18 protein-coding genes and 1 pseudogene are annotated in these 23,619 nt (G+C 58.3%); 13 read left to right on the top strand and 6 right to left on the bottom strand.

Annotation, left to right across the window (positions count from 1 at the left end):
• Window positions 1-56 precede the first annotated feature (56 nt).
• The 10 genes from RE428_RS11540 to lpdA all read left to right on the top strand — a co-directional run bounded on the left by RE428_RS11540 (window position 57) and on the right by lpdA (window position 11,783).
• Window positions 57-1,715 carry an MFS transporter gene (locus RE428_RS11540; protein ID WP_004582164.1) on the top strand — a complete coding sequence of 553 codons (1,659 nt, stop codon included), beginning with the start codon at window positions 57-59 and terminating at the stop codon, window positions 1,713-1,715.
• Window positions 1,712-1,936, top strand: coding sequence for a DUF1427 family protein (locus RE428_RS11545; protein WP_004582165.1), 225 nt, complete (start codon window positions 1,712-1,714; stop codon window positions 1,934-1,936). The genes RE428_RS11540 and RE428_RS11545 overlap by 4 nt, the downstream gene beginning before the upstream one ends.
• A complete protein-coding gene (locus tag RE428_RS11550; RefSeq protein ID WP_004582166.1) occupies window positions 1,929-2,090 on the top strand; it encodes a DUF1427 family protein in 162 nt (53 codons plus the stop codon). Before RE428_RS11545 ends, RE428_RS11550 begins: the two co-directional genes overlap by 8 nt.
• A gap of 33 nt (window positions 2,091-2,123) precedes the next feature.
• Window positions 2,124-3,968 (top strand): amidohydrolase, encoded by a 1,845-nt coding sequence (locus tag RE428_RS11555; protein WP_004582167.1) that lies wholly within the window; start codon window positions 2,124-2,126, stop codon window positions 3,966-3,968.
• Window positions 3,969-4,108: 140 nt separating this feature from the next.
• Entirely contained in the window at window positions 4,109-4,945 is an 837-nt protein-coding gene (locus RE428_RS11560) for an alpha/beta fold hydrolase (protein ID WP_040883475.1), read from the top strand.
• A 69-nt stretch (window positions 4,946-5,014) separates the two neighbouring features.
• The gene (locus RE428_RS11565; protein WP_004582169.1) at window positions 5,015-5,797 is read left to right on the top strand and encodes an alpha/beta hydrolase; all 783 of its coding nucleotides are present in this window, start codon (window positions 5,015-5,017) and stop codon (window positions 5,795-5,797) included.
• A gap of 131 nt (window positions 5,798-5,928) precedes the next feature.
• Entirely contained in the window at window positions 5,929-8,952 is a 3,024-nt protein-coding gene (locus RE428_RS11570; RefSeq protein WP_004582170.1) for a sensor histidine kinase, read from the top strand.
• Window positions 8,931-9,575 carry a response regulator gene (locus RE428_RS11575; RefSeq protein WP_004582171.1) on the top strand — a complete coding sequence of 215 codons (645 nt, stop codon included), beginning with the start codon at window positions 8,931-8,933 and terminating at the stop codon, window positions 9,573-9,575. Before RE428_RS11570 ends, RE428_RS11575 begins: the two co-directional genes overlap by 22 nt.
• A 148-nt stretch (window positions 9,576-9,723) precedes the next feature.
• Window positions 9,724-10,254, top strand: coding sequence for a helix-turn-helix domain-containing protein (locus RE428_RS11580; protein ID WP_004582172.1), 531 nt, complete (start codon window positions 9,724-9,726; stop codon window positions 10,252-10,254).
• A gap of 128 nt (window positions 10,255-10,382) precedes the next feature.
• Window positions 10,383-11,783 (top strand): dihydrolipoyl dehydrogenase, encoded by a 1,401-nt coding sequence (gene lpdA / locus RE428_RS11585; RefSeq protein ID WP_004582173.1) that lies wholly within the window; start codon window positions 10,383-10,385, stop codon window positions 11,781-11,783.
• Window positions 11,784-11,797: 14 nt separating this feature from the next.
• Here lpdA and RE428_RS11590 read toward each other — a convergent pair.
• A pseudogene (locus RE428_RS11590) lies at window positions 11,798-12,412 on the bottom strand (SCO family protein).
• Window positions 12,409-13,260 (bottom strand): cytochrome c oxidase assembly protein, encoded by an 852-nt coding sequence (locus RE428_RS11595; protein ID WP_004582175.1) that lies wholly within the window; start codon window positions 13,258-13,260, stop codon window positions 12,409-12,411. Before RE428_RS11595 ends, RE428_RS11590 begins: the two are co-directional and overlap by 4 nt.
• Before the next feature lie 222 nt (window positions 13,261-13,482).
• Between RE428_RS11595 and RE428_RS11600 the strand changes: the two genes are divergently transcribed.
• Window positions 13,483-13,728 carry an HP1242/YdcH family protein gene (locus RE428_RS11600; protein ID WP_004582176.1) on the top strand — a complete coding sequence of 82 codons (246 nt, stop codon included), beginning with the start codon at window positions 13,483-13,485 and terminating at the stop codon, window positions 13,726-13,728.
• Between the two features lie 70 nt (window positions 13,729-13,798).
• On the opposite strand, the gene RE428_RS11605 is transcribed toward RE428_RS11600, so the two are convergent.
• Together RE428_RS11605 and RE428_RS11610 are read right to left on the bottom strand one after the other, a co-directional pair.
• Complete coding sequence (locus RE428_RS11605; protein WP_115840340.1) at window positions 13,799-15,244, bottom strand: peptidoglycan DD-metalloendopeptidase family protein; 1,446 nt, start codon at window positions 15,242-15,244, stop codon at window positions 13,799-13,801.
• A 211-nt stretch (window positions 15,245-15,455) separates the two neighbouring features.
• On the bottom strand, window positions 15,456-17,573 hold the full coding sequence (locus RE428_RS11610; protein ID WP_004582178.1) for a putative bifunctional diguanylate cyclase/phosphodiesterase: 2,118 nt from the start codon (window positions 17,571-17,573) through the stop codon (window positions 15,456-15,458).
• A 226-nt stretch (window positions 17,574-17,799) separates the two neighbouring features.
• Between RE428_RS11610 and RE428_RS11615 the strand changes: the two genes are divergently transcribed.
• Window positions 17,800-18,786, top strand: a complete 987-nt coding sequence (locus RE428_RS11615; protein WP_227500242.1) for a Gfo/Idh/MocA family protein — start codon at window positions 17,800-17,802, stop codon at window positions 18,784-18,786.
• Between the two features lie 72 nt (window positions 18,787-18,858).
• On the opposite strand, the gene RE428_RS11620 is transcribed toward RE428_RS11615, so the two are convergent.
• Window positions 18,859-20,991 (bottom strand): putative bifunctional diguanylate cyclase/phosphodiesterase, encoded by a 2,133-nt coding sequence (locus RE428_RS11620; RefSeq protein ID WP_004582180.1) that lies wholly within the window; start codon window positions 20,989-20,991, stop codon window positions 18,859-18,861.
• A 246-nt stretch (window positions 20,992-21,237) separates the two neighbouring features.
• Window positions 21,238-22,188 carry a LysR family transcriptional regulator gene (locus tag RE428_RS11625; RefSeq protein ID WP_040883481.1) on the bottom strand — a complete coding sequence of 317 codons (951 nt, stop codon included), beginning with the start codon at window positions 22,186-22,188 and terminating at the stop codon, window positions 21,238-21,240.
• A gap of 208 nt (window positions 22,189-22,396) precedes the next feature.
• Here RE428_RS11625 and RE428_RS11630 point away from each other — a divergent pair, with 208 nt between their 5' ends.
• Window positions 22,397-23,590 (top strand): aldose epimerase family protein, encoded by a 1,194-nt coding sequence (locus RE428_RS11630; RefSeq protein ID WP_004582182.1) that lies wholly within the window; start codon window positions 22,397-22,399, stop codon window positions 23,588-23,590.
• Window positions 23,591-23,619 lie beyond the last annotated feature (29 nt).

Genomic DNA, 23,619 nt, shown 5'->3' on the forward strand with positions numbered 1-23,619 from the left:
GGCGGAGCTTCTGCTCCGCCTGATTGCCTTTCAGAAACTGAAAAGGTATCTCGGCCATGAACGGTACGTTGGCAGGGGATGAAAGTCCGCCCAGCGCCTGGGCGCCATTTGCGCACCTGGCGTTCACCTTGCTCTGGACCGCGACGGTGATCTCCAACGTCGGCACCTGGATGCACGACGTGGCATCCGGCTGGCTGATGACGTCGTTATCGCCGTCACCGTCGATGGTAGCGCTGGTGCAGGCTGCCACCACCGCACCCATCTTCCTGTTCGCCCTGGGGGCCGGAGCGCTGGCCGATATTCTGGATCGGCGGCTGCTGCTGGTCGCCGTAATGGCCATACAGGGTGTCAGTGCCGCGGTTCTCGGCGCGCTGGTGATGACGGGTGGGGTGAATGCATGGACATTGCTTGCCTTCACCTTTCTCTCCGGCGCCTGTGCCGCCTTTATCGCGCCAGCCTGGCAGGCGATCGTGCCGCAGCTCGTGCCCAAAGCCAAACTTCAGTCGGCTGTCGTACTGAACAGCGTTGGCATCAACATCAGTCGCGCTATAGGCCCCGCGCTGGCCGGCGTGATTATCCCGGTGCTGGGCATCGCCTGGCCGTACCTGCTCAACGCAGTGAGCTTCGTCGTGGTGATCGGGGTCTTGCTGTGGTGGTCCCCGCCGGCGAAGCCCGCTCAACAGTTACCTCTTGAGCGTTTCTGGAGCGCCACCCGCGCCGGCCTGCGTTTCGCCCGCGCCAGCGGCCCGCTTAAGAGCACGCTTGTCCGGGCCGTGGCCTTCTTTATCTTTGCAAGCGCCTACTGGGCGTTGCTCCCGCTGATCGTCCGTCAGGAATTACAGGGTAGTGCGTCACTTTATGGCCTGATGCTCGGGGTCATCGGCCTTGGCGCTGTGGCCGGTGCGCTGGTACTGCCGCGCATCAGGAGAAAACTGCGTCCCGACGCATTGGTTTCGCTGGGTACGTTGGGAACCGCCCTGGTGCTGGTCGTGTTCGCGGCAAGCCCCTGGCCCCAGGCATCGATCATCGCAAGCTTCCTGGCCGGTGCTTGCTGGATCACTGTCCTCTCGAGCCTCAATGTTTCGGCACAGACTGCACTGCCGGATTGGGTGAGGGCCCGGGGGTTGTCGATCTTTATCACCGTATTCTTCGGTTCGATGACGCTGGGGAGCCTGGCCTGGGGCCAACTGGCGGAAACCGTCGGAATTCCGATAACACTGCTCCTGGCGGCGGCAGGTTCGATCATCGCTGCCTTGATGGCGCGCCCATTCCGGCTACACCAAGGCGCGGAACTGGATCTCTCGCCCTCGGCGCACTGGCCTCAACCGCTGGTCAGCAGCGACGTCGAATACGATCGCGGGCCGGTCATGGTGACCATCGAGTATCGCGTGGCACCAAAGGATACCGAGGCCTTTGCAGCCGCTATGAACGACCTTCGGCAGGTACGTCAGCGCAATGGCGCCTATGCCTGGGGACTCTTCGAGGATGTCGCCGTGCCCGGCCATTTCACCGAGTACTTCCTGGAGGAATCCTGGGTTGAACACCTACGCCATCACGAGCGGGTGTCCGAAAGCGATCGCCTGGTCCAGGAGCGGGTGCGCGCTTTTCACATCGAACCGGAGCCCCCGCGGGTAAGGCACCATCTCGCGCCGGAGCACCACCAGAATTCGCCGGAATCGACCGATCCGCCCTCAAGTGCAGGAGAGCTCCTATGAAAATTGCCCTTGGGCTGCTGCTCGCGCTGGTCATCGGGATTACCTGTCGTAAGGCGGGCGTTCCGCTACCCGCTCCCCCCGTGCTGATAGGTGGCTTACTCGTACTGGCCATGACCCTCGGTTACGTGACCGCCGACCGTTTTGCCGCGCACCGCAAGGCGACGACCCGGCATCTCTGCGGAGGCCCCACAGGACATACCGAGGAGCAGCACCATGGCTAGCGGCGCGATTGGATTGTTACTCGGCTTCCTCATCGGGCTGGGCTGCCGATGGTTCGATTTACCCCTGCCGGCACCACCGAAGATTGTAGGTGCACTGCTCGTCGTAGCGATGACCCTGGGATTTCTCGGTGCGGACTGGATCCCCGTGGGATAGCGCCTTTTACCCCTGTCAAAGGAGATACATATCATGAATCCGGACCTGATCCTCTATAACGGCAAGCTGCATACAGTGGACCCGGAGCAGCCGAGTGCCAGTGCGGTTGTGGTCAACGATGGCTTTATCCAGGCAGTAGGCAGTGATGAACAGGTCATGAAGCTACGTGCCGACACCACGCGGGTCATCAATCTTAACGGCCGTGCCTGTATACCCGGGCTGAACGACTCCCACCTGCACCTCATTCGCGGCGGCCTGAACTATAACCTCGAACTCCGGTGGGAAGGCGTTCCCTCGCTAGCGGACGCCATGCGCCTACTTAAACAGCAGGCGGACCGGACACCCACACCGCAATGGGTCAGGGTCGTGGGCGGGTGGAGCGAGTTTCAGTTTGCCGAAAGACGCATGCCGACGTTGGACGAACTCAATGCCGCTGCGCCAGACACTCCGGTATTTGTTCTACATCTATACGATCGTGCGTTGCTCAATCGAGCCGCGTTGAAAGTCGTGGGCTACGGTAAGGACACCCCGAATCCGCCGGGCGGCGAGATCCAGCGGGACGGGCAGGGCAATCCGACAGGCATGCTGATTGCCCGACCGAACGCGATGATTCTCTACTCGACCCTGGCCAAGGGGCCGGCCCTGCCTTTGGAGTACCAGGTGAACTCGACGCGCCAGTTCATGCGCGAACTGAACCGGTTGGGTGTCACCAGCGCGATCGATGCCGGCGGTGGTTTCCAGAACTACCCGGAGGATTACCAGGTGATCCAGCAACTGGCGGATGCCGGCGACTTGACCGTGCGTATCGCGTACAACCTTTTCACGCAGAAGCCCAAGGCAGAGTTGCAGGATTTCCAGCACTGGTCGGAGATTGTGGAGTACCAGCAGGGTAACGATTTCTTCCGGCACAACGGCGCTGGCGAAATGCTGGTGTTTTCTGCGGCGGACTTCGAAGACTTCCTGGAGCCTCGCCCGGATTTGCCCGCGGGCATGGAAGACGAGCTGGAACCGGTCGTCCGCCACCTGGTAGAGCAGCGCTGGCCGTTCCGGTTGCATGCGACCTACGACGAGTCGATCTCCCGGATGCTGGATGTATTCGAGAAGGTCAACGCCGACGTGCCGTTCGATGGCTTGCCCTGGTTCTTCGACCATGCCGAAACCATCAGCCCGCGCAGCATCGAGCGGGTGAAAGCACTGGGCGGCGGTATCGCGATCCAGGATCGTATGGCCTTCCGGGGCGAATACTTTGTCGATCGCTACGGCAATGAGGCCGCAGAGCAGACCCCGCCCATCGCTCGCATGCTGGGTGAGGACATTCCCGTTGGCGCGGGTACGGATGCGACCCGCGTGTCCAGCTACAACCCCTGGACCTCGCTTTACTGGCTGATCAGTGGACGCACCGTTGGCGGCCTTCAGCTCTATCAGGAAGGGCTACCAAGGCAGACCGCGCTGGAACTCTTCACCCGTGGCAGCGCCTGGTTTTCGTCGGAACAAGGCAAGAAAGGGCAGATCAAATCCGGTCAATTGGCTGATTTCACGGTGTTGTCGGCGGACCTGATGACGGTAGAGGAAGAGGCGATCAAGACCATCGAGTCGGTGTTGACCATCGTCGGCGGGAAGGTGGTGTACGGCGCAGAGGAATTCAGCGCCCTTGGGCCTCCCTCGATTCCGGTACTGCCTGACTGGTCGCCCGTGGCGATGGTGCCCGGGCACTGGAAACCTACGGCGTCCGATGCGGCGCCAGCATCGTTGCACCTATGCGCAGGGAGCTGTGGCGTCCACGGCCACCAGCACGACCGGGCCCGCAAGTCGACTGTGCCCGCGACCGATCTACGGGGCTTTTGGGGCGCATTGGGTTGTTCATGCTTCAGTTTTTAGGCTCTTAGGTTTGTGGGTTCTTAATTTTCTAGGTTCCTTCGTCGACGTGCCGGGTTCACGTCATAGCGTTCAAAGGAGTTGTTCCCTTGACTGTGAGGTTCAAGGGCAAATTCACAGATGATCACCAAGAGGGAATGGATATGAGCGACAAACAAGCCAGTATCTTTACGACCAGCGACGGTACCGAGATCTACTACAAGGATTGGGGTAGTGGACAACCGGTGGTGTTCAGTCACGGGTGGCCACTGACCGCCGATGCCTGGGAAAGTCAGATGATGTTCCTGGCGGAGAACGGCTTCCGCGCGATCGCCCACGATCGACGCGGGCACGGACGTTCCAGCCAGCCCTGGCACGGCAACGAAATGGATACCTATGCCGACGACCTGGCGGAACTCCTGGATCACCTTGATATCAAGGACGCAATGTTGGTTGGCCATTCCACCGGTGGCGGCGAGGTAACCCGCTACCTGGGGCGCCACGGCACGTCCCGGGTTGCCAAGGCTGTGCTGGTAGGCGCGGTGCCGCCGATTATGCTCAAGAGCGAGAACAACCCCGTCGGGCTACCGATATCGGCTTTCGACGAGATCAGAAAGGGCGTGGCAACGGACCGTTCCCAGTTCTTTCAGGACATCACCACGCCGTTCTTTGGCGCGAATCGCGAGGGCGCCCAGGTCAGCCAGGGGATGCGTGACTCGTTCTGGCTGCAGGGCATGATGGGTGGCCTGAAGAACCAGTACGACTGTATCAAGGCGTTTTCCGAGACGGATTTCACCGAGGACCTACGCAAGATCGACATTCCCGTGCTGATTATCCATGGAGATGACGACCAGATCGTTCCGTTCGAGGGATCGGCCAAGCTCTCGGTGGAACTGCTCCCGCAGGCGGAGCTGAAAGTGTACCCGAGCGGTGACCACGCACTGGCGGATACCCATAAGGATGACCTGAATGCCGACCTGCTGGCGTTTGCGCAGGCCTGAGAGGTTAGGGCCTGGCTCGTGCCAGGCCCTTGTTCTCCGCCTGTCGAAGTTGCTAGCAGAAACATCGTGATGAACCGACACGTCCTTTTCATTCATGGTGCCTGGCTTACCCCGGACGCGTGGCAGCCTTTTATGGGGCGTTTCCGGGCCTGCGGTTTCGTTTGCAGTGCGCCGCCATGGATCTACATGGAATGTCCGGTAACTGAGTTACGCCAGCATCCGGCACGGTCACTGGCAACGCTCGATGTTAAACGCATCGTTGACCACTATGCGCAGCTGGTCACAGCTTACGAGGATCCGCCCATCCTGGTGGGGCATTCGTTTGGCGGGTTATTTGTCCAATTGCTGCTTGATCGGGGACTGGGTGCGTTGGGTATCGCCATTGATGCCGTTCCCCCGCGCGGCGTTCCTCCGGGGCTGACAGCGTTGATGGCGGCACTACCGCTGTTGACCACCTGGAACGGCTGGAACCGGGTCCTGACCATGACCCAGCCTCAGTTCATGCGGAATTTCGCTCAATCCCTGCCGCCGCAGGAAGCCAACGACGCGTACGGACGATATATTGTTCCGGCACCGGGGCGCATCTTCTTCCAGGCTGCGCTGGGCCTGGGTACCCGGGTCAACTACGCCAATGATCGTCGGGCGCCCCTGCTACTCATGGCAGGCGAGGCGGATCGCACCATACAGGCATCGATGGTTAAGGCGACTTACAAACGCTACCGGCGCTCCGTCGCCGACACGAGCTATGTCAGCTTTCCCAATCGGACCCATTGGTTGATTGCCGAGGAGGGCTGGGAAGAGGTGGCCGACTGCGCCATCGAGTGGATCGAGAAGCAGCGTGCCGGGCTTTAGTGCAATACGGGGCTCTGGGGCTTTATCAGGTATCTTTTTGCGAGCGGCGGTGAATGCTGCGGCGCTATACTCATACCACCGCATCTTGATCACGTCCGGTTTCCAGGGTCTCTTCCGACGGTAACGGTTTGATGAATGCTCGCGCTCTCGTTCTTGTCATTATGCTTCTTCCCTGGACGGCCTGCCTCGCCCTGGATGCAAAGCTTTCTTTGGAGCAGTTCAATCATACCAAGTGGACTGTCCGCGAGCAGGGCCCGGGGCAGATTGGTGCTATTGCCCAGACCAGTGATGGCTACCTTTGGCTCGGAGCCAATTATTCGCTGTACCGGTTCGACGGCGTGGAATTCGAACGTTTCGTTTCCAGTGACGGAGACGCCGTCGCGACCGTTTCCCAATTGCTGGCCTCGCCAGATGGCTCTCTGTGGATCGGGAAACGGTTCGGTGGCGTCAGCGTCCTTCGGGACGGGCAGCTGGTCGATTATCCGCCAGGTCAGGATCTTCCGGAAGGCGCGGTTTACGCCCTTGCGGTTGATCACGACGGTGCCGTATGGGCGGCCGCTAATGCCGGTCTTGCCCGCTTTAATGGTCAACGGTGGGAAATCGTAGATACGGGCTGGAACTTTCCGGAAGAGAGCGCCCGCTCGGTATTCGTCGATCGCGATGGCACGACCTGGGCCGCCAGCGACGATCGTCTGTTCTATCTGCCCAAGGGCGAACACAGGTTCATCGATACCGGCGAGTCGATCGGATGGGTTACCGACATCGTTCAGTCTCCCGACGGGGCTATCTGGATCTCGCAAATGTACCCTGGCGCGGTCCGGCAGGTTGCCACGGGTAAGACTCCAGCCGAAATTTCCCTCGATGTCGCCCCCTCAGGCCTTCTTTTCGATAGCGACGGCATGCTTTGGATCGGAACGCACGGGGGTGGGCTAGTCAGGGTAAGCACGCCCGGGACTGAGCTCTCGACCGAGCCGGAGGATCGCCTTCGTCAGGAAGATGGGCTTTCGTCCGATGTGGTTGGCCTGCTTTTCGAGGATCGGGAAGGCATTGTCTGGGCAGGGACCAGTACCGGCCTAGACCGCTTCAAGTATGCTTCAGCCGTGCCCGCTTGCATATCGAGCGGCGCCTACAACGTAGCGCTTGCTGCCACACCAGATGGTGCGATTTGGGCCGGGTCGAGCAACCAGCCGGTCACGCGGCTTTTGAATGGTCAGGCCAGGACCGCCGCACCCGCGCTACCGGTAACGGCGGCAGCTACGGATCAAGCGGGGACCGTGTGGATGGGCGGCCCCGGCGGCATTTGGCGATCTCGTGGTGAGGAACTGCTCCACGTGACTTACCTCCCGGTCGAAGACCCGGCCGAGGCCGCGGTCCGGGCACTGACGATGGATCGCTCGGGGACCCTTTGGGTGTCGATCAACCGATCAGGTCTCTTTACCTGGAAAGAGGGCGCGTGGACCCAGCCGCCACCAGTTTCCGACGCGTCTCTCCAGCAAATGCCGGTTGTTGCCGCGACGGACGAACAGGGCAGGGCCTGGTTCGGTTACCGCGACAACCTGCTGGTCAGGCGAGAGGGCGAATCGATCCGGATCTGGGACGGCAAGGACGGGCTCAAAGTCGGCCATGTGACGGCGCTGTTTCATAGCGAGAGAGGGGTATGGTTGGGCGGTAACGAGGGCTTGGGGTTGCTGTCTGGAGAAGGTTTTATCCCGATCGAAAGTGAAACCCCGTCCTTGCTCCGTGGCATTCATGCGGTGATCGAAGTTGCAAACGGCGACCTCTGGTTGCACTCCGCTGCCGCTGTGATCATGGTCCCCGCGACAGAGCTCCAGCGAGCACTGGCAGAGAACGGGTACAAGGTGCGTCTGCGATCGTTCGAACGTATCGACCGGCTGCCGGACGACCCTTTCCGCATCCATCCACTGCCCACGGCCATCAGCAGTGCCGATGGCAGGCTCTGGTTCGCGTCTGCCAGTGGTGTCATGTGGCTTGATCCCGCCAATCTTCACGACAGCCAGACCCTGCCTACCGTCGCCATAAAGCGGGTGGCCGTCGATACTGAACCATTGGTAATCGGGCAAGGTGAAAGTGTGTTGCCTCCCAGACCCGGCCACCTTGTTATAGACTACGCCGGCTTGCATTTCGCCGCGCCCGAAGCCCTACGTTATCGCTATCGCCTGACGGGCTACGACAATCGCTGGCAGGACGTCGGCGGTCAGCGGCGGGCTATCTACACCGGATTGGGCCCGGGGAGTTACCGTTTCGAAGTGGAGGCCATCACTGGCCAGGGCCTCCCCAGCGTACAACCGGCTTCATTGGCCTTCCGTATTCCGCCGGTGATCTACAACAGCCCGCTTTTCAAGATGTTCTATGTGATGATTGGGGCCGGGTTGCTGTGGAGTCTCTACATCCTTCGTCTGCGCTACCTCGAATCGAACCTTCGCGCCCGTCTGGAAGAACGTCACCGCGAACGCGAGCGAATAGCTCGTGAGCTTCACGACACGTTGCTGCAGGGATTCCAGGGGCTGGTGCTGCAGTTCCAGGCCATTGCCGAAAAGCTGGATCGTACGGCGCCGTTGCGCATCCAGATGGAGCGGGCGCTCGACCGGGCAGACGAGGCGCTTGCCGAGGGACGGGACCGGGTGCGGAACCTGCGCGATGGATCGAACAAGGATCTCATGGGAAGGTTAACGGACGTGGCGCAAAGCCTGGTTCCGGGGGATGCCAGTCCGCTGAAGCTTGTGCTCAAGGGGACGGCGATGCCGCTGAACCCCATTGTCCACGACGAAATTTACTGGATAGCCCGGGAAGCGATTATTAATGCCAGTAAACATGCCCAAGCGAGTGAAATCAGGGTGATTGTGACCTTCGGCACGGCCGCATTCCAGCTCAAGGTCCGTGACAACGGCGCTGGTCTGGAGCTGCGGGATGGCAAGGAGGATCCTGCTGGCCACTGGGGCCTGCGAGGCATGCAGGAGCGTGCGGACTGGATTGGCGGTTCAATCAAGATTGCGAGCGAGAAGGACAAGGGAACCGAGGTGCGTCTTCAGGTTCCCGGTGATCGGGCCTACCGGTCGGACGTGCGGCAGATACCCCGCTGGCTCAGGCCCATCATCTATGGCAGGAGGAAGCTGTGGCGTCATCCGGTTCGATAATCAAGGTCATGGTGGCTGACGACCACCCACTGATCCGGGAGGGCATTGCGGCGGTCATTGAAAGCCAGGCCGACATTGCCCTGGTTGGAGAGGCGAACAATGGTCGCGAAGCTGTGGAGGGTTTCCTGCAGCACCAGCCCGACGTGATCCTGATGGATTTGCAAATGCCGGAAATGAATGGCATCGACGCCATTCGAGCGATTCACCAGGGTGCGCCGTCAGCCCGGATTGCCGTACTCACCACCTACCGGGGCGACGTGCGCGCCCTACATGCGATCCAGGCGGGTGCCGTGGGCTATCTTCTCAAGAGCTCCCTGCGACGGGAGCTGGTCGATGCCATTCGCGCATTGGCTGCGGGCAAGCGCTGGTTCCCGCCCGAAATCGCGGCCGAACTTGCCGAGCACCTCGGCGTAGAAAACCTGAGCTTGCGGGAAGTCGAAGTGTTGCAGCTGATATCCCTCGGTCACGCCAATAAGGTCATTGCAAAGCGGCTTGCGATTACTGAGGACACGGTAAAAGGGCATGTAAAAAGCGTTATCGCCAAACTCGGAGCCAACAACCGGACCCACGCCGTGGCCATAGGCCTGAAACGGGGCATCATCGATTCATCCCTGGTGGGATAGCGTTCGTCGATCGACCACCCTTTTGAGGGGGGAGGAATCGGCCCTTGGTGAGGTATCGGATCGATAGCGTTGAGTCGAAGATAGACCTCCATGGATCGAGGCTGGCAAGTACGATCCGCAGGTCTGGACCGGATGCTGGAGCTCGCCGATGCACGTCCCTTCGATATATTCGACCACTCTAACCATTACCCAGGTTCCCCAGCTACTCAACGACGCCGCGGCGATGCTTCCGTCGGATCTATGGCAGGCCCAACGGTTGCTGGTACAGGCCTTGGAAATTCTGGACGAGGGAGCGGCGCAGCGGAAGTCCTGCGGCGGTATGGCAGCTTGGCAGATCAGGCGAATCGACGAGCACATCCGCCAGCACCTCGACGGCCGGATCCAGTCCAGAGACCTGGCGAACGTTGTTGGCTTGAGCCTCAGCCACTTTTCCCACGCCTTCCGCCAGACCTTTCACGAGACTCCGATGGTCTATGTCGCCAGAAAACGGGTTGCGCTGGCCCAGCAAAAATTACTTCGCCATCGCCACTCCCTGGCGCAGATCGCCCTTGAATGCGGCTTCTGTGACCAGTCCCATCTCACCCGGGTCTTCAACCGAGTGACGGGGACGAGTCCGAGAATCTGGCAGGCTCTACATGCCAACGGCCCAGTCATGACCGATGTCGATAATCCGGCCTGAGCACGTATATGTGATCGCCGCGCCCCGGATTTGCGTTTGTACTTATTGGAACTCTGTCCCATCAACTCCACGTTACATTATGACCAACATATAAAGTGATGCTGCAGCGTGCAGGAGGGCATTGGCGTATGAAAAACTACGACGTACTGGTGATCGGCGGCGGTCCTGGCGGATATAACGCGGCCATACGGGCCGGGCAACTTGGCTTGAAAGTGGGCTGCATCGAAGGTCGGGAGACCCTCGGCGGTACCTGTCTCAACGTCGGTTGCATGCCCTCCAAGGCATTGCTGCATGCCTCCGAGTACTTTGAAGCGGCAGTGGGTAAGGAGTTCGCAACGCTTGGCATCGAGGTTAAACCAAAACTGAACCTCGAACAGATGATGAAGCAAAAAACCGAAAGCGTGGACGCCCTCACCAAAGGCATCGAGTTCCTGTTCCGCAAGAATAAGGTGGATTGGATAAAGGGTTGGGGGAGACTGGCGGGAGAGGGGAAGGTCGACATCACCGCGGCAGACGGCACCAACGAGACCTTCTCCGCGAAAGACATCGTTATCGCGACAGGCTCCGAACCCACACCGTTGCCTGGGGTGCCTTTTGACGGAAACCGTATCCTGGATTCCACCGGCGCCTTGTCGATATCGGAGGTTCCCAAACGGCTGGTTGTCATTGGCGCCGGCGTAATCGGTCTGGAACTGGGCTCGGTCTGGCGCCGCCTGGGCAGTGAGGTCACGGTAGTAGAATATCTCGACCGCATCTGCCCCGGTATGGATACCGAAACCGCCAAAACCTTCCAGCGCAGCCTGAGCAAGCAGGGTATCAAGTTCAAGCTGGCCACCAAGGTGACCGAGGCACGAAGCGACGGCGACAGCGTCCAACTGCGACTCGAGCCCGCAGCCGGGGGCGAGAAACAGACGCTCGAAGCCGACTACGTGCTGGTGGCGATCGGCCGCCGACCCTACACCGAGGGCCTTGGTCTTGAAACGGTGGGTCTGCAAACCGATAACCGCGGCATGCTGAGCAACACAAAGCACCGCAGTCCGGTAGACGGAATCTGGGTTATTGGCGATGTCACGTCGGGCCCGATGCTCGCCCACAAGGCGGAAGACGAGGCGGTAGCATGTATCGAGCTGATTGCGGGGAAATCTGGCGAAGTCAATTACAACGCCATTCCCAGCGTAATCTACACCCGCCCGGAAGTGGCCACCGTGGGCAAGACCGAGGAACAGCTCCAATCCGAGGAAAGGGAGTACAAGGTGGGCAAGTTCCCGTTCTCTGCCAACAGCCGGGCAAAGATCAACCATGAAGGCGAAGGATTCGTGAAAGTGCTCGCGGATGCCCGAAGCGAGACCATCCTGGGTGTACACATGATTGGACCGAATGTAGGCGACATGATTGCCGAATATGCGGTAGCAATCGAGTTTGCGGCGACTGCAGAAGATATTGCGCTCACCAGCCATCCGCATCCGACACGCTCGGAAGCCCTGAGGCAAGCCGCCATGGACGTGGATGGGTGGGCGATGCAGGCTTAGTGACCCCTGATCGTTTACGCTGATGACTCCCTGGCCAGCCTCGTAAGGTCTTCAGCCACTTTTTCCTTCGGCAGGTCCGGGCGCAAGAGAAGGCGGATGCGCCCCTTTTTATCGAACACGTAGATCGCACTGCTGTGGGAGACCTCGTAATTGCCGTCGGCGTCCGGCTCGCCGTAGCCGAAGGTGGTCCGGTAGCGTTTGGCCAGGTCCCGCAGCGTATCTTCGGAACCGGTCAGGCCGACAATGCGGTCGCTGAAGAAGCTGACTTACTTCTCCAGCCGCTCCGGGTTATCGCGCTTGGGATCGACGCTGACGAAAAGAGCGGTGACCTCGTCGCGCCGGCCTTCCGGCATCGCCTCGAACACCTGCTGCAGGTACGCCAGGGTCGCCGGGCACACATCCGGGCATGAGGTGAAGCCAAAGAACAGCAACCGCACCTGTCCCTCGGTATCGGAGGCATGAACGCGCCGGCCACCGGTGCCCTCAAGGTCGAAGGCGAGGTCGGGCATGACGCCCTCGATATCCCTGCCGTTCCAGGGGGCTGGTTCATGGGAACAGCCCGCCACCAAAGTGGTCATCATTACCAGGAACAAGCAGCGCACCGTTATCGACGAAATATTATAAATCATGATATTGGGGCACCTTCTGAAGGTGAATTGTCAAGGTGTTTGGCATCACTGCGTCCATCGTTCATCAACCGTCGAAGCATGAGCAATATACCCAGGATGCTCATCATCGCTGGCGGGATCCAGGTGAGCAGACCGCCGAGCAACTGGTCGGTCTCCGGGGCAATCGGCCAGGCGCGGCCACAGACTTCGTAAACGTCATAGACGGAACCATGGGCGAACACGATCCAGGCGCCCAGCACCAGTTGAGGCAGTGCGACTAGGGCAAGCACCAGGATGCGCTTGCCATAACCCAGGGCCGAAGATCGAGCGGGGGAGCGCGGATCAAGCATCAGCCACCAGAACAGCAAGCCATCCAGTAGCATGCTCCAGTTCATGATCCAGTAAAGGTCACGGTTAAGCATGGCGTCGAAGTGGATCGACGGCCACAACCAGAGATAGATCAGGCCGACGAAGAGGACCGATGCAACCAGCGGGTGTTGCAGGAAGCGGTAGAAGGAACCTAGTGGTTTGAAGCGGCGCCGGACGCCTTCCGGAATCCGGTGGCGCCAGTAGCCGATGACGGGTAGGGGGTTGGACAACGCGATCAGGAACGGACCGAGATGGTGCAGGACCAGGTGTTGCCCGCGGTGAACGAAGAACATGTACTGCGCGTAGTAGTCGAAGCGGGTTTGCATGACCGCATAGCTCATCCCCAGTCCCAGTAGGAACGTGCCGACGCGTAACGGTCCAGGCCTTCGACCAGCCGGCAACCGTCTGACGCCGGTCAGATACATGACCAGCACGGCCGTAAAGCCGATTACGGTAACGGGCGAGAAATCATAGGGCAGCAGGAAGTCGATCCAGGACATCGGGTTGCCTTATGCCGAGAAACCAACAGGCCAGGCTCTCATCCTGACGGATTATGGCAGGTTTTCAATTATCCAGGGAATACAGCTAGTCAGAGGAGGTCAGATTAACATGTGTTAGTACCCGGCATTGGTGTCGGCCATGAATGCTATGCTTGACTGGTGGTGGCCGGGATCGCCGCGTCGCCGACCGTATGGTCAAGCCCACGAGAATAGGAGGGGATTATGTCGATCAGTGATCACGCGTTGGATAAAGATTTTCCTGAGTACAAGGACCTGATTCGTGAGTTACGCGGCTCAGATGTGCAGTTCAAGGAGCTCTCTGACCACTACGACAAGTTGGACAAGTCCATTCGAGGACTCGAGTACCGCGAAGTCCCCACCGACGACACGCACTTCATGGAGATGAAGAAGGAGCGTGCCCACCTCAAGGACACACTCTACACCAAGCTATCGAACCACCCGATCTGACGGCAACGGATATCGGCAACATGAGCATTAGCAATACCGCGGTATAGCAGCGCGTTGCTGTTGCGGCCGATTATTGCTTCGATGACGTGTTATACCGACACTGCCCAGGACGCTTGCACAGCTTTGTCCAGTCTTCCCGCCGGCCGCGCGCATCGGCCTCGGAACGGCGGGCCAACTGTGTGGGCGCCTGCTCCGGCTGTTTGAGCTGAGCCATCTGGCGGCGGATCTGCCGCTTGAAGGCGACCAGACCGTCTTCCGGCACTTGGGCCGAGGTTGGAATCTTGGCCGTGAGCGGATTCACCGGATGGCGCTTGACGTGGAATTCGAAATGCAGGTGAGGCCCGGTGACCCGGCCCGTAGCACCGGACAACGCGATCTTTTCCCCACGCTTCACCGCCTGGCCTCGCTTGACCAGGATCTTGCTCAGATGCAGGTAACGGGTCTTGAAGGCGCCGCTGTGCTCGACTTCCACATACTTGCCGGCGTAGGGATGGTTACCGATACGGGAGACGATACCGTCCCCTGTGCTCATAATCGGCGTGCCCGAGGGCGTTGCCAGATCCACGCCGTTATGGGGTGACCGCCGTCCTGTAACCGGATGCAGGCGGCGGGGGTTGAACGGCGAACTGACCCGATAATGGCGTTTGGTCGGATAGCGCAGGAAGGCCGGTGTGACGCTCTCGCCGCTCTCATCGTAGTAATTGCCGTCCGAGTACAGAAAGGCGTAATAGTTCTTGGAACCACGGTGCATGACGATCGCCTCGATCCGGGTGTTGCCGGTGGCTTCGGTGGCCGTCATTTCTTCGCCTACCACGACCGAAAAGGTATCGCCGGCCCGCAAGTCTCTCCGGAAATTGAGCTTGTTCTTTAGCAACTGGCTGACCTGTGCCACTTGGCCCTTGTTGAGCCCGGCTTCCAGGCCGGAGGCGTAAAAACTGCCCTGGATATCCCCAGCCACCAGCGCCGTATGCCAGTGCAGCGGCTTGGTCACCAGTTCGTGCTCGAAATCGCCTCCTTCCAAACGGGAGTAGGTCACCGTCCGGGCCGGATCCAGTTCCAGTTCAAGGCTTTGGAGTTGTTTGTTGCTGTCGAAACTGAAGCGGAGAGACGTGCCTGGCTGCAGGGTTTCGAGGGCCAGGAATTCCGCATCTGCCTCCAGCAACTGATGCAAGGTCCTGGCAGGGATCGCCTGCTTCTCGAAGATCTCACTCAGGGTATCGCCGGACTGGATCTGGTAATCCACCGAGGTCGGTTGAGGTTCGATGGCCTCGGCAAACGCATTCTCTTCCCCGGCTTCGGACACGCCAGGCTCGGCGGTAACGGGGAGCTGAACAGGGCCTTCTTCGTCGGCCGAGGCATGATTCCCGGCCACTCGCTTGTCAGGGAAAGTCTCCACCGGAATGGATACGGCGCTTGAGGACTCGGAACGCCAGAAGAACAGGAGCGTCAGGACACAGACGACAACAAGGACAAGAAGATGGCGTACCTTGGGGGAAAAACGAAGTGAAAAGGACATGGAAAGCGATAGATCTGCCAGGAAAAATGTTTGGAACAAGCGTGTCGGATAAGGTTATTTCCGCCAGCTAATACAAGCCACGGCGAAGGATACCCCTAGTTTGTCGACCGGGATAGTGAAGCGAATGACGACGGCAATTTACTGTCGGTTTGTCGCTAAAGTCCCGCCATCCCGCTCAGCGCATGCTCCCGTTCAATACGCATGCTCCGGTTCAATGAAAGCTACGTCCACTCTTGATCAGCAATTCCATGGACACTGCCGGCACCGGGTGGGCGAAAAAGAAGCCCTGGGCAAAGTCGCATCCGACTTCCCTTAACCAGTCCCGCTGCTCCTCGGTTTCCACCCCTTCAGCCACGACTTGCAGCCCAAGCTTGTGGGCCATGACGATAATCGTCTCCGCAATCGCTTTGTTACTGAAATCCGTGCCATCGTCCTTAACAAAGGATTGGTCGATCTTCAGGTAGTTGATGTTAAACCGCTTGAGGTAGGCGAGGGACGAGTAGCCGGTACCAAAGTCATCCAACGCCAGTTGAATGCCAGCTTTGTGGAGTGTCGAAAAGCGCTCATCAAGCCCGCGGCAGTCCTGCAGGAAAATATTTTCCGTGAGCTCAACGGCGACTTGGGTGCTGGATTTGGCAAACAGGCCCAGATGCGGTTCCCAGGGCCTGGCGTGACCGTTATGCATGAACTGTATGGGCGAGGTGTTGATCGTCACTTGAAACGGTTCAGGTGAAAGGGTGCCCCAGTGATGGGCATCGGCGGCGACTTGCGAGAAAACCCATTGTTCAATCGTTTCCATAAGACCGGCTTCTTCGGCGAGACCCAGAAATTCGGCCGGGCCAAGCAGCCCGCGCGTCGGGTGGGACCAGCGCAGCAGCGCTTCCGCCTTAGCGATGCGGCCGGAGTCGAGCTCGATAATCGGCTGGTAGTGAATACGTAGTTCGCCCTTGTCCGGTGCCGACCTTAGGTCGCTGATCAGCTCCTGCCGCGCGGTCATGGCATGGGCCATGATGTCCTGATAGAAACAGATCTGGTTGCGGCCGGCGCTCTTGGCCAGGTACATGGCGCGATCGGCGTTATTCAGGAGCTGCTTGATCGTCTGCGCGTCGTTAGGAAAAAGGGTAATCCCGATGCTGCCGGAAATCGTGACTACGTCCTTGTTGAGATGGAATGGCTTGGCCAGGTCTCGCAGGATATTACCCGCGATGTACTCGATATCTTCAATACGACCCGCGTTCAGTAGCAACACGGTAAACTCATCGCCCCCGAGCCGCGCTACAGTGTCGCTCTGGCGGATATGGGTCTCAATTCGCCCGGCGACAAGCTGCAATAGCAGATCGCCGGCATCGTGGCCGAGCTCGTCATTCACCTCCTTGAAACGGTCCAGGTCTATAAACAGCAGTGCGAATGTTTCGCTCGTACGTTCAGAGTGGCTTGCGTGCTGATGAAGGCGATCCAAAAAGAGACGCCGATTGGGTATGCTGGTTAACTGATCATAGTTGGCGCTGCGCCAGATCTCCGCCTCTGACGTTTTTCGTGCGGTTACATCGTGAGCGATGCCTGATACGGCTTCCACGTTGCCCTGCGTGTCAAACACCGGGGCGTATACATATTCGAAGTATTTAGTACGACGCCCTCGGCCATGTATCTCCACTTCGCCTCTGACTTGCTTTTTCGATGTGATAACCCGCTCAAGCGGTTCCTCACTATTATAGTGCGACGGCAAGTCGAACTCTTTGAAGTTCCTACCCAAAAGCTGATGTCGGGGCAGTCCACAAAGCTGTGCCATGGCAGTATTGGCGTAGAGAAACCGGCCACCGGTGCTTAGGACGTAAGAAGGGTCTGGCAGTGAGGCAAGCATTGTCTCGAATAGCCGTGACTGCTTTTCCTTTTCCGAGGCATACCGCTCAACGGATTCCGCGAGGGCTTCGTCTATGGCTTCATCGAAACTCACGATATCGGCGACGGCCCATTCTTCCTTCGCGGAGGGATCAACGTCCCGCCACAGATGAATAATGGTCGATCTTAACGCTCGATACTCTGAGGTGACCTGTACGACGTGCGCGCCAAGACCCTGCCTTTCAGCCCCGTGAATTTCGGCGGACGTCTCAGCGTCTGGACGTGGCGCGAGGCCTCGCGATCTCTCGACCTGCTGTTCCCTGGTTTGCGGGCGCTCCATGGCGGAGGCGATACCGAGCAGCACGTGGCGGATGTGGTTGCGCAGCTCTTGCTGTGTGAAATCCAGGTCCGGAAGAATAGCTGCCGCGTTTTTTTCCCAGGCGCGGAGAATCTCCTCCATTTGGGAACGTATAAATTCTTTCAGCCTCATATCCTTGGCCTCGTTTAAGTCGCCGGACTCAACCTTAACTGTGAAAGCTCCTCCACCAATACGCAAATAACCTTCGGCTTTTGTAATACTGAAGCGACACATCGGGTATAGGTATCGATACCAGTATGCATATCGCAAGTACTCCAAATGGCTATTAGATTGCAAGACGTTTGATCGTTATGGTTGGGTTTCTTTGTTCTTTCTCGCTCGTTGGAATAACAAAGCTATGTCCAAGTCAGGGAACATCTCCGAGTCAACGAATATGCCCGTTATCAAGATAGCCATCGTCGGTTTCGGCAAGATCGCCCGGGACCAACACTACCCAGCCCTCTTCGATAGCCCGGCTTACCAGCTGGCCGCCGTTGCCAGTCCTGATGGCGCCGGGCCGGAGGGCGTCGATCGGTATGACACGCTGGACGCGATGCTCGACGCCGTTCCGGATATCGATGCGGTGACACTTTGCGTGCCGCCTTCCGTCCGCTATGTCCTGGCGGCGAAGGCTTTGGCCCGAGGTAAGCATGTAATGCTGGAAAAGCCGCCCGGCACCACGTTGAATGAGGTCGCCGCGCTCCAACGTCAAGCGGAGAAGGGAGGTAAGACGCTGTTCGCGGCCTGGCACTCGCGGTTCGCCCCGGCGGTTGAGCCGGCCCGGACATGGTTGGACAAGCGCAAGGTTCGCAGCGTGGACATCCAGTGGAAGGAAGATGTGCGCGTATGGCATCCCGGGCAGGACTGGATCTGGGAACCTGGCGGCATGGGCGTTTTTGATCCAGGTATCAACGGCCTTTCAATTGCAACGGCCATCCTGGGCCAGCCTTTTTTTCTTCGTAAAGGCGTCCTGGAAGTGCCGGCCAACCGGCAAACCCCGATTGCCGCAGACCTTTATTTTGAGAGCACAGACGGTTATCCAGTCAGCGCGGTATTCGACTCCCGTCAGACCGGTCCACAACTCTGGGATATTCACGTGACGACGGATGAAGGACGCCTGACCCTGTCCAAGGGTGGCAGCCAGATGTTTGTCGATGGCGAACTCCAGCATGAGGCCGAAGAGCGGGAATATCCCGGCCTCTACCAGCGTTTTGCTGAGCTCGTCGAGTCCGTCGGTAGCGAGGTGGACGCAACGCCCCTGCAGCATGTGGCGGATGCCTTTCTGCTGAGTGAGCGTCGTAGCGTCGATCCTTTCTATTGGAATGATCTCGAGCCGTCGGAATGATGGCCAGGAAGATTTTGAAGGATAAGGGCGACGGTGAGGATAAGAGTGGCACTGGAGCGGTTTGCCGAACTTTCAGTTAAAAGAGCTTTCAGTGGGAGGCAGGCCTTCGGGCCGTTTGAGCAACAACTCCATGGATGAGGCGGGTACGGGGGGCGAAAACAAATAACCCTGTGCAAGATCGCAGCCCGCGTCTCTAAGCCAGTTATGCTGCTCCAGGGTCTCGACCCCTTCGGCGATAACCTTGAGCCCGAGCTTGTGGGCCATGACGATAATGGACTCTGCGATCGCTTTGTGACTGATGTCACCACCATTATCCTTGATAAACGACTGATCTATTTTTAGATAGTTAACGTTAAACTTCTTCAGCGATGCTAAAGAAGAATAACCTGTCCCGAAATCGTCGAGAGCCAATTGGACACCGGTCTGCTGAAGACGGGCAAATCGATCATTAAGACGATCCATTTCTCCAAGGAAAACATCCTCGGTCAGTTCCACCGCAACTGTCATGTTCGAATCGGCAAACAAACCAAGGTGAGCCTCCCAAGGCATATCGAGAGTATTGCGCACGAACTCTTTAGCGGACACATTAATTGCCACCTCCAGAGGTTCACTTGATAGATTTCCCCAGGGGGAGGCAGTTGAAGCGACTTCGGAAAAAATCCACTGTTCAAGCTCGTGCATCAGGCCTGCTTCTTCGACCAACTCGAGAAATTGTTCGGGAGCGAGGAGGCCGCGTTTTGGATGTTCCCAGCGCAACAGCGCCTCGGCCTTGGTCACGCGGCCAGTGCCTAAATCGACGATCGGTTGATAGTGAAGCGTAAACTGGTTTTTCTGCCGGGCTTCTCGCAAATCGCTTAACAGTTCCAGCCGTGAAGTCATTGAGTGCACGAGAAGGTCTCGATAGAAACAGATCTGGTTGCGCCCCGAGCTTTTGGCCAGATACATCGCCTGATCAGCATTATTGAGTAGTTGCTTGACCGTGTTGGCGTCTTCTGGGAAAAGCGTTATACCAATGCTCGCTGAAATCGCTACGGTGTCATCGTTTAGCGTAAAGGGCTCGGAAAGATCGCGCAGAATATTGGACGCTAGCGCTTTGACGTCCCACGTCCGTCCGCCGTCTAACAAGAGTACCGTGAATTCGTCGCCTCCGTGACGCGCAACAGTATCGCTTTCCCTAATGTTCGCCTCTATTCGCTGTGCCACGTTTCGAAGAAGGATATCGCCGGCGTCGTGACCGAGTTGGTCGTTCACTTCCTTGAATCGATCAAGATCAATAAACATGACGGCGAAGGGCTCGTTCGTGCGTTTCGAATGGTTTGCGTGCTGATCAAGTCTGTCCAGAAAAAGTCGCCGATTGGGCACACCTGTCAAGTAGTCATAGTTGGCGTGGTGCCAAACTTCGGCTTCGGACTGTCTATGCTCGGTGACATCGTGTGCAACGCCTGAGACGGCCTCCACGTTATCCTCAGCATCCAATACGGGGGCATATACATACTCGAAGTGTCGTACCTGGTTTGCTCCGACGTCGATCTCGACCTCGCCTCGAACCTCGTGCTTACTCTCAACCACACGTCCCACGTGGTCTATACTGTTATAACTTTCCGGTAAATCGAATTCTTCGAATTTCCGGCCAATAAGATCGGTCCTGGTCAGCCCGCACAAGCTTGCGATTGCCCGGTTAGCGTAGAGGAACTCGCCTTCCAGACTCAGTACGTAACAAGGGTCGGGGAGTGAAGACAGCATCGTTTCGAACAATCTGCCCTGTTTCTCTTTTCTAGAGGCGTATTGTTCCGCCGAGTCGATCAATGCTTTATCGACTGCTTTGTAGAACCCGGCGATTTCGTCGAAATCCGTCGGTGTCGCCCCGAAAGCATCCGATTGCCGCCAGAACTTAATGACTGTCGTACGTAGTGCCCTGAATTCCCTGGTCACCTGAACTATGCCTGCACCCAAATCATGCCGTTCGGCACCATGGTAACGCGCATGGCTTTGAGTATAGGAGCCTGTGGATTTGACGCCATCGGCGGGATGGCGCAGACCCGCGTCCTTATCCATTTCTGCACATATGCCAGCGAGTACATGGCGAATGTGGTCGCGCAATTCCTCACGGGAGTAGTTCCGGGCCGGGAGAATCCCAGCAGCATTCTTTTCCCAGGCCCTAAGAATCTCTTCCATGTTCGAACGGATAAAATCCGGCAGTCTCATATCCCTGACCCCTTATAACTCATGAACCTTAACTCATACCTTGAAAGCCTCAAGTGAAATACGCAACTACAATTGACATATTTAAGCCTAGGCGAAAGCTTATTGGAGCGCTACGAAAGTTGGCAAAAGGTTTCTGTCAGGGTGACAAGAGACGGCTAGCGTTAAATAGACCATCGAAGACAGTGCGAGAAGACGGTATAGGTAAAGACTACTTTTGGTCGAAATAACTGTGATCTGTGCGCCTGATCAGGGCTCCTCCGTGGGCTCGCTGATAATTTGCCGAAGCGTATTCAGGAGCTGAACCGCACCGGGCGACAGGTACTTGTCGCGCAGACTAACGAGGCCGTATGGCTGGACCCGGATAGGTTCGCCAAAGGGGAGGACACTGAATCGTTGGGGTGCGCAAACCATCTCCGCCACCTGCCGGGTCGTTACAGTGAGGGTATCGGATTTGTCCACCAGGGCCAGGGAGACCAAGAAATCCGGCGTGTCGACGATATATTTCGGTGGTTGCACACCGTGGTGTAGGAAGAGGTTGTCGACCCTTTGCCGAAGCAGGGCGCCGGGCGGTTGCAGTGACCAGGGGAAGGCGGTGAGGTCGCCAAGTTGAACCGGCGCATCGCCCATCGCCGGGTGATCTTCCCGGCAGACGATGCAGATATCCTCCTCGCCAATCTCCTCGAAAACAAACCGCTCGGCGGTGAATCCTTCCGGAATCCGACTGATCACGAAATCGAACTCGCCCTCTATCAAACGAGGCACCAATCGCTTGCTGACATCCACATCGATCCTGACCTTCAGGCCGGGAAGGTCCCGGTGAACCCGCTCCACCGCACTCGTGAGGATCGTAACCGCTGGGGCCATCACGGCACCGACGGCAACCACGCCCGCATTGCCCTGGCGCATGGCATTGATTTCCTCGCCGGTATGGTTGAGCTGCGACAGGATGCTGCGGGCATGGCGCACCATGATCTCGCCGTACCAGTTGGGGGTCATGCCTCGGGGATGGCGGTCGAACAGCACCACATCCAGCTGCTCTTCCAGGTCGTTTAGCAGCTTTGATGCGGCGGGCTGGTTCATCGACAGACTTTCTGCGGCACGGTGCAGGTTGCGGTGCTCGTTGATGGCGAGAAACAGTTGGAGATGCCGCATCTTGAGGCGGGCTCGCAGGAACCAGTCGTTGTTGAGTCTCGCCATGGCGTGCCGTCCTTTCTGTTGACGTATTTTGATAACGAAATAGATATCGATTAACAGTAAAAACAGTATTAGTCGGTTATCGCTGCCTAGTCTAACGTGATTTTGGACGCCTGCGTGCCAGGCCTTCGTAACTTCGCTGTTTTCCGCACTACCCGCGTTGAACGGCGAATCTGCAAACAACAACAACCCCAGTGCAGGAGCAAACAACATGAAATGGAAAACGTCATTCCTATCGGCGGCTATAGCCGTTAGCCTTGGCCTCTTTGCTGCCGGTACCATCCAAGCTGACGAGGACGACAAAGACACGATGAAAGACCTGGAGTCCGTGGAACGTTCCACCTTCGGCACCTTGCCGGATGGACGCGAGGCTGAGCTATACCGAATCGTCAACGCCAACGGTGTCGAGATGGAGGTGACCACCTATGGGGGGATCATCACGTCGCTGCGTACACCGGATGCCCAGGGCCAGTTCGACGACATCGTGTTGGGTTTCGATTCGCTGGACGGTTATCTCTCCGACGCGTACATGAAATCAAACCCGTATTTTGGTGCCCTGATCGGACGCTACGGCAACCGGATTGCCGGCGGCTCATTCGAGCTCGGCGGGAAAACCTACGAACTTGCCACCAACAACGGTCCTAACCACCTTCATGGGGGCGACAAGGGTTTTAACCGGGTGCTTTGGAAAGCGGAGCCGTTCGAGAACGATGAGGGCGCCGGTCTGATACTGACCTATACCAGCGCTGACGGCGAAGAAGGTTATCCCGGCAAGCTCGATGTAAAAGTGGTCTATACGCTCACTGACGACAACGCATTGGCCATCGACTACGAGGCCACGACCACCAAAGCTACCCCGGTGAACCTGACCCAGCACAGCTATTTCAACCTGGAAGGCGAGGGCAGCGGCAAGATCCTCGACCACCAGCTGATGATCAATGCCGACGCCTTCACGCCCGTCGACAAGACGCTGATTCCCACCGGCGAGATTCGCCCGGTCGAAGGCACGCCGTTCGATTTCACCGAACCGACGGCGATCGGCAAACGCATCGAGAATGAAAACCAGCAGTTGGCGTTTGGCCAGGGCTACGACCACAATTTCGTGCTCAACCGAAAATCGGGGAGCCGTGATGAGCTGGTATTGGCGGCCAGGGTGACCGAACCCGACAGTGGCCGGATCATGGAAGTGTCGACGACCGAGCCCGGCATCCAGTTCTATGCCGGTAACTTCCTGGATGGCACCCTGACCGGTAAATCGGGCAACGCCTATGGACACCGCTCCGGGTTTGCCCTGGAAACCCAACACTATCCGGATTCGCCCAACCAGGAGGATTTCCCGTCTACGATCCTGCAGCCGGGCGAAACCTACCAAACCCGGACGGTCTACACTTTTTCCACCCGCTAGTTAAGGTAATGCCGCGCCGGCTCTTCGGG

This window comes from Marinobacter nanhaiticus D15-8W (assembly GCF_036511935.1).
GTDB classification, from domain to species: domain Bacteria; phylum Pseudomonadota; class Gammaproteobacteria; order Pseudomonadales; family Oleiphilaceae; genus Marinobacter_A; species Marinobacter_A nanhaiticus.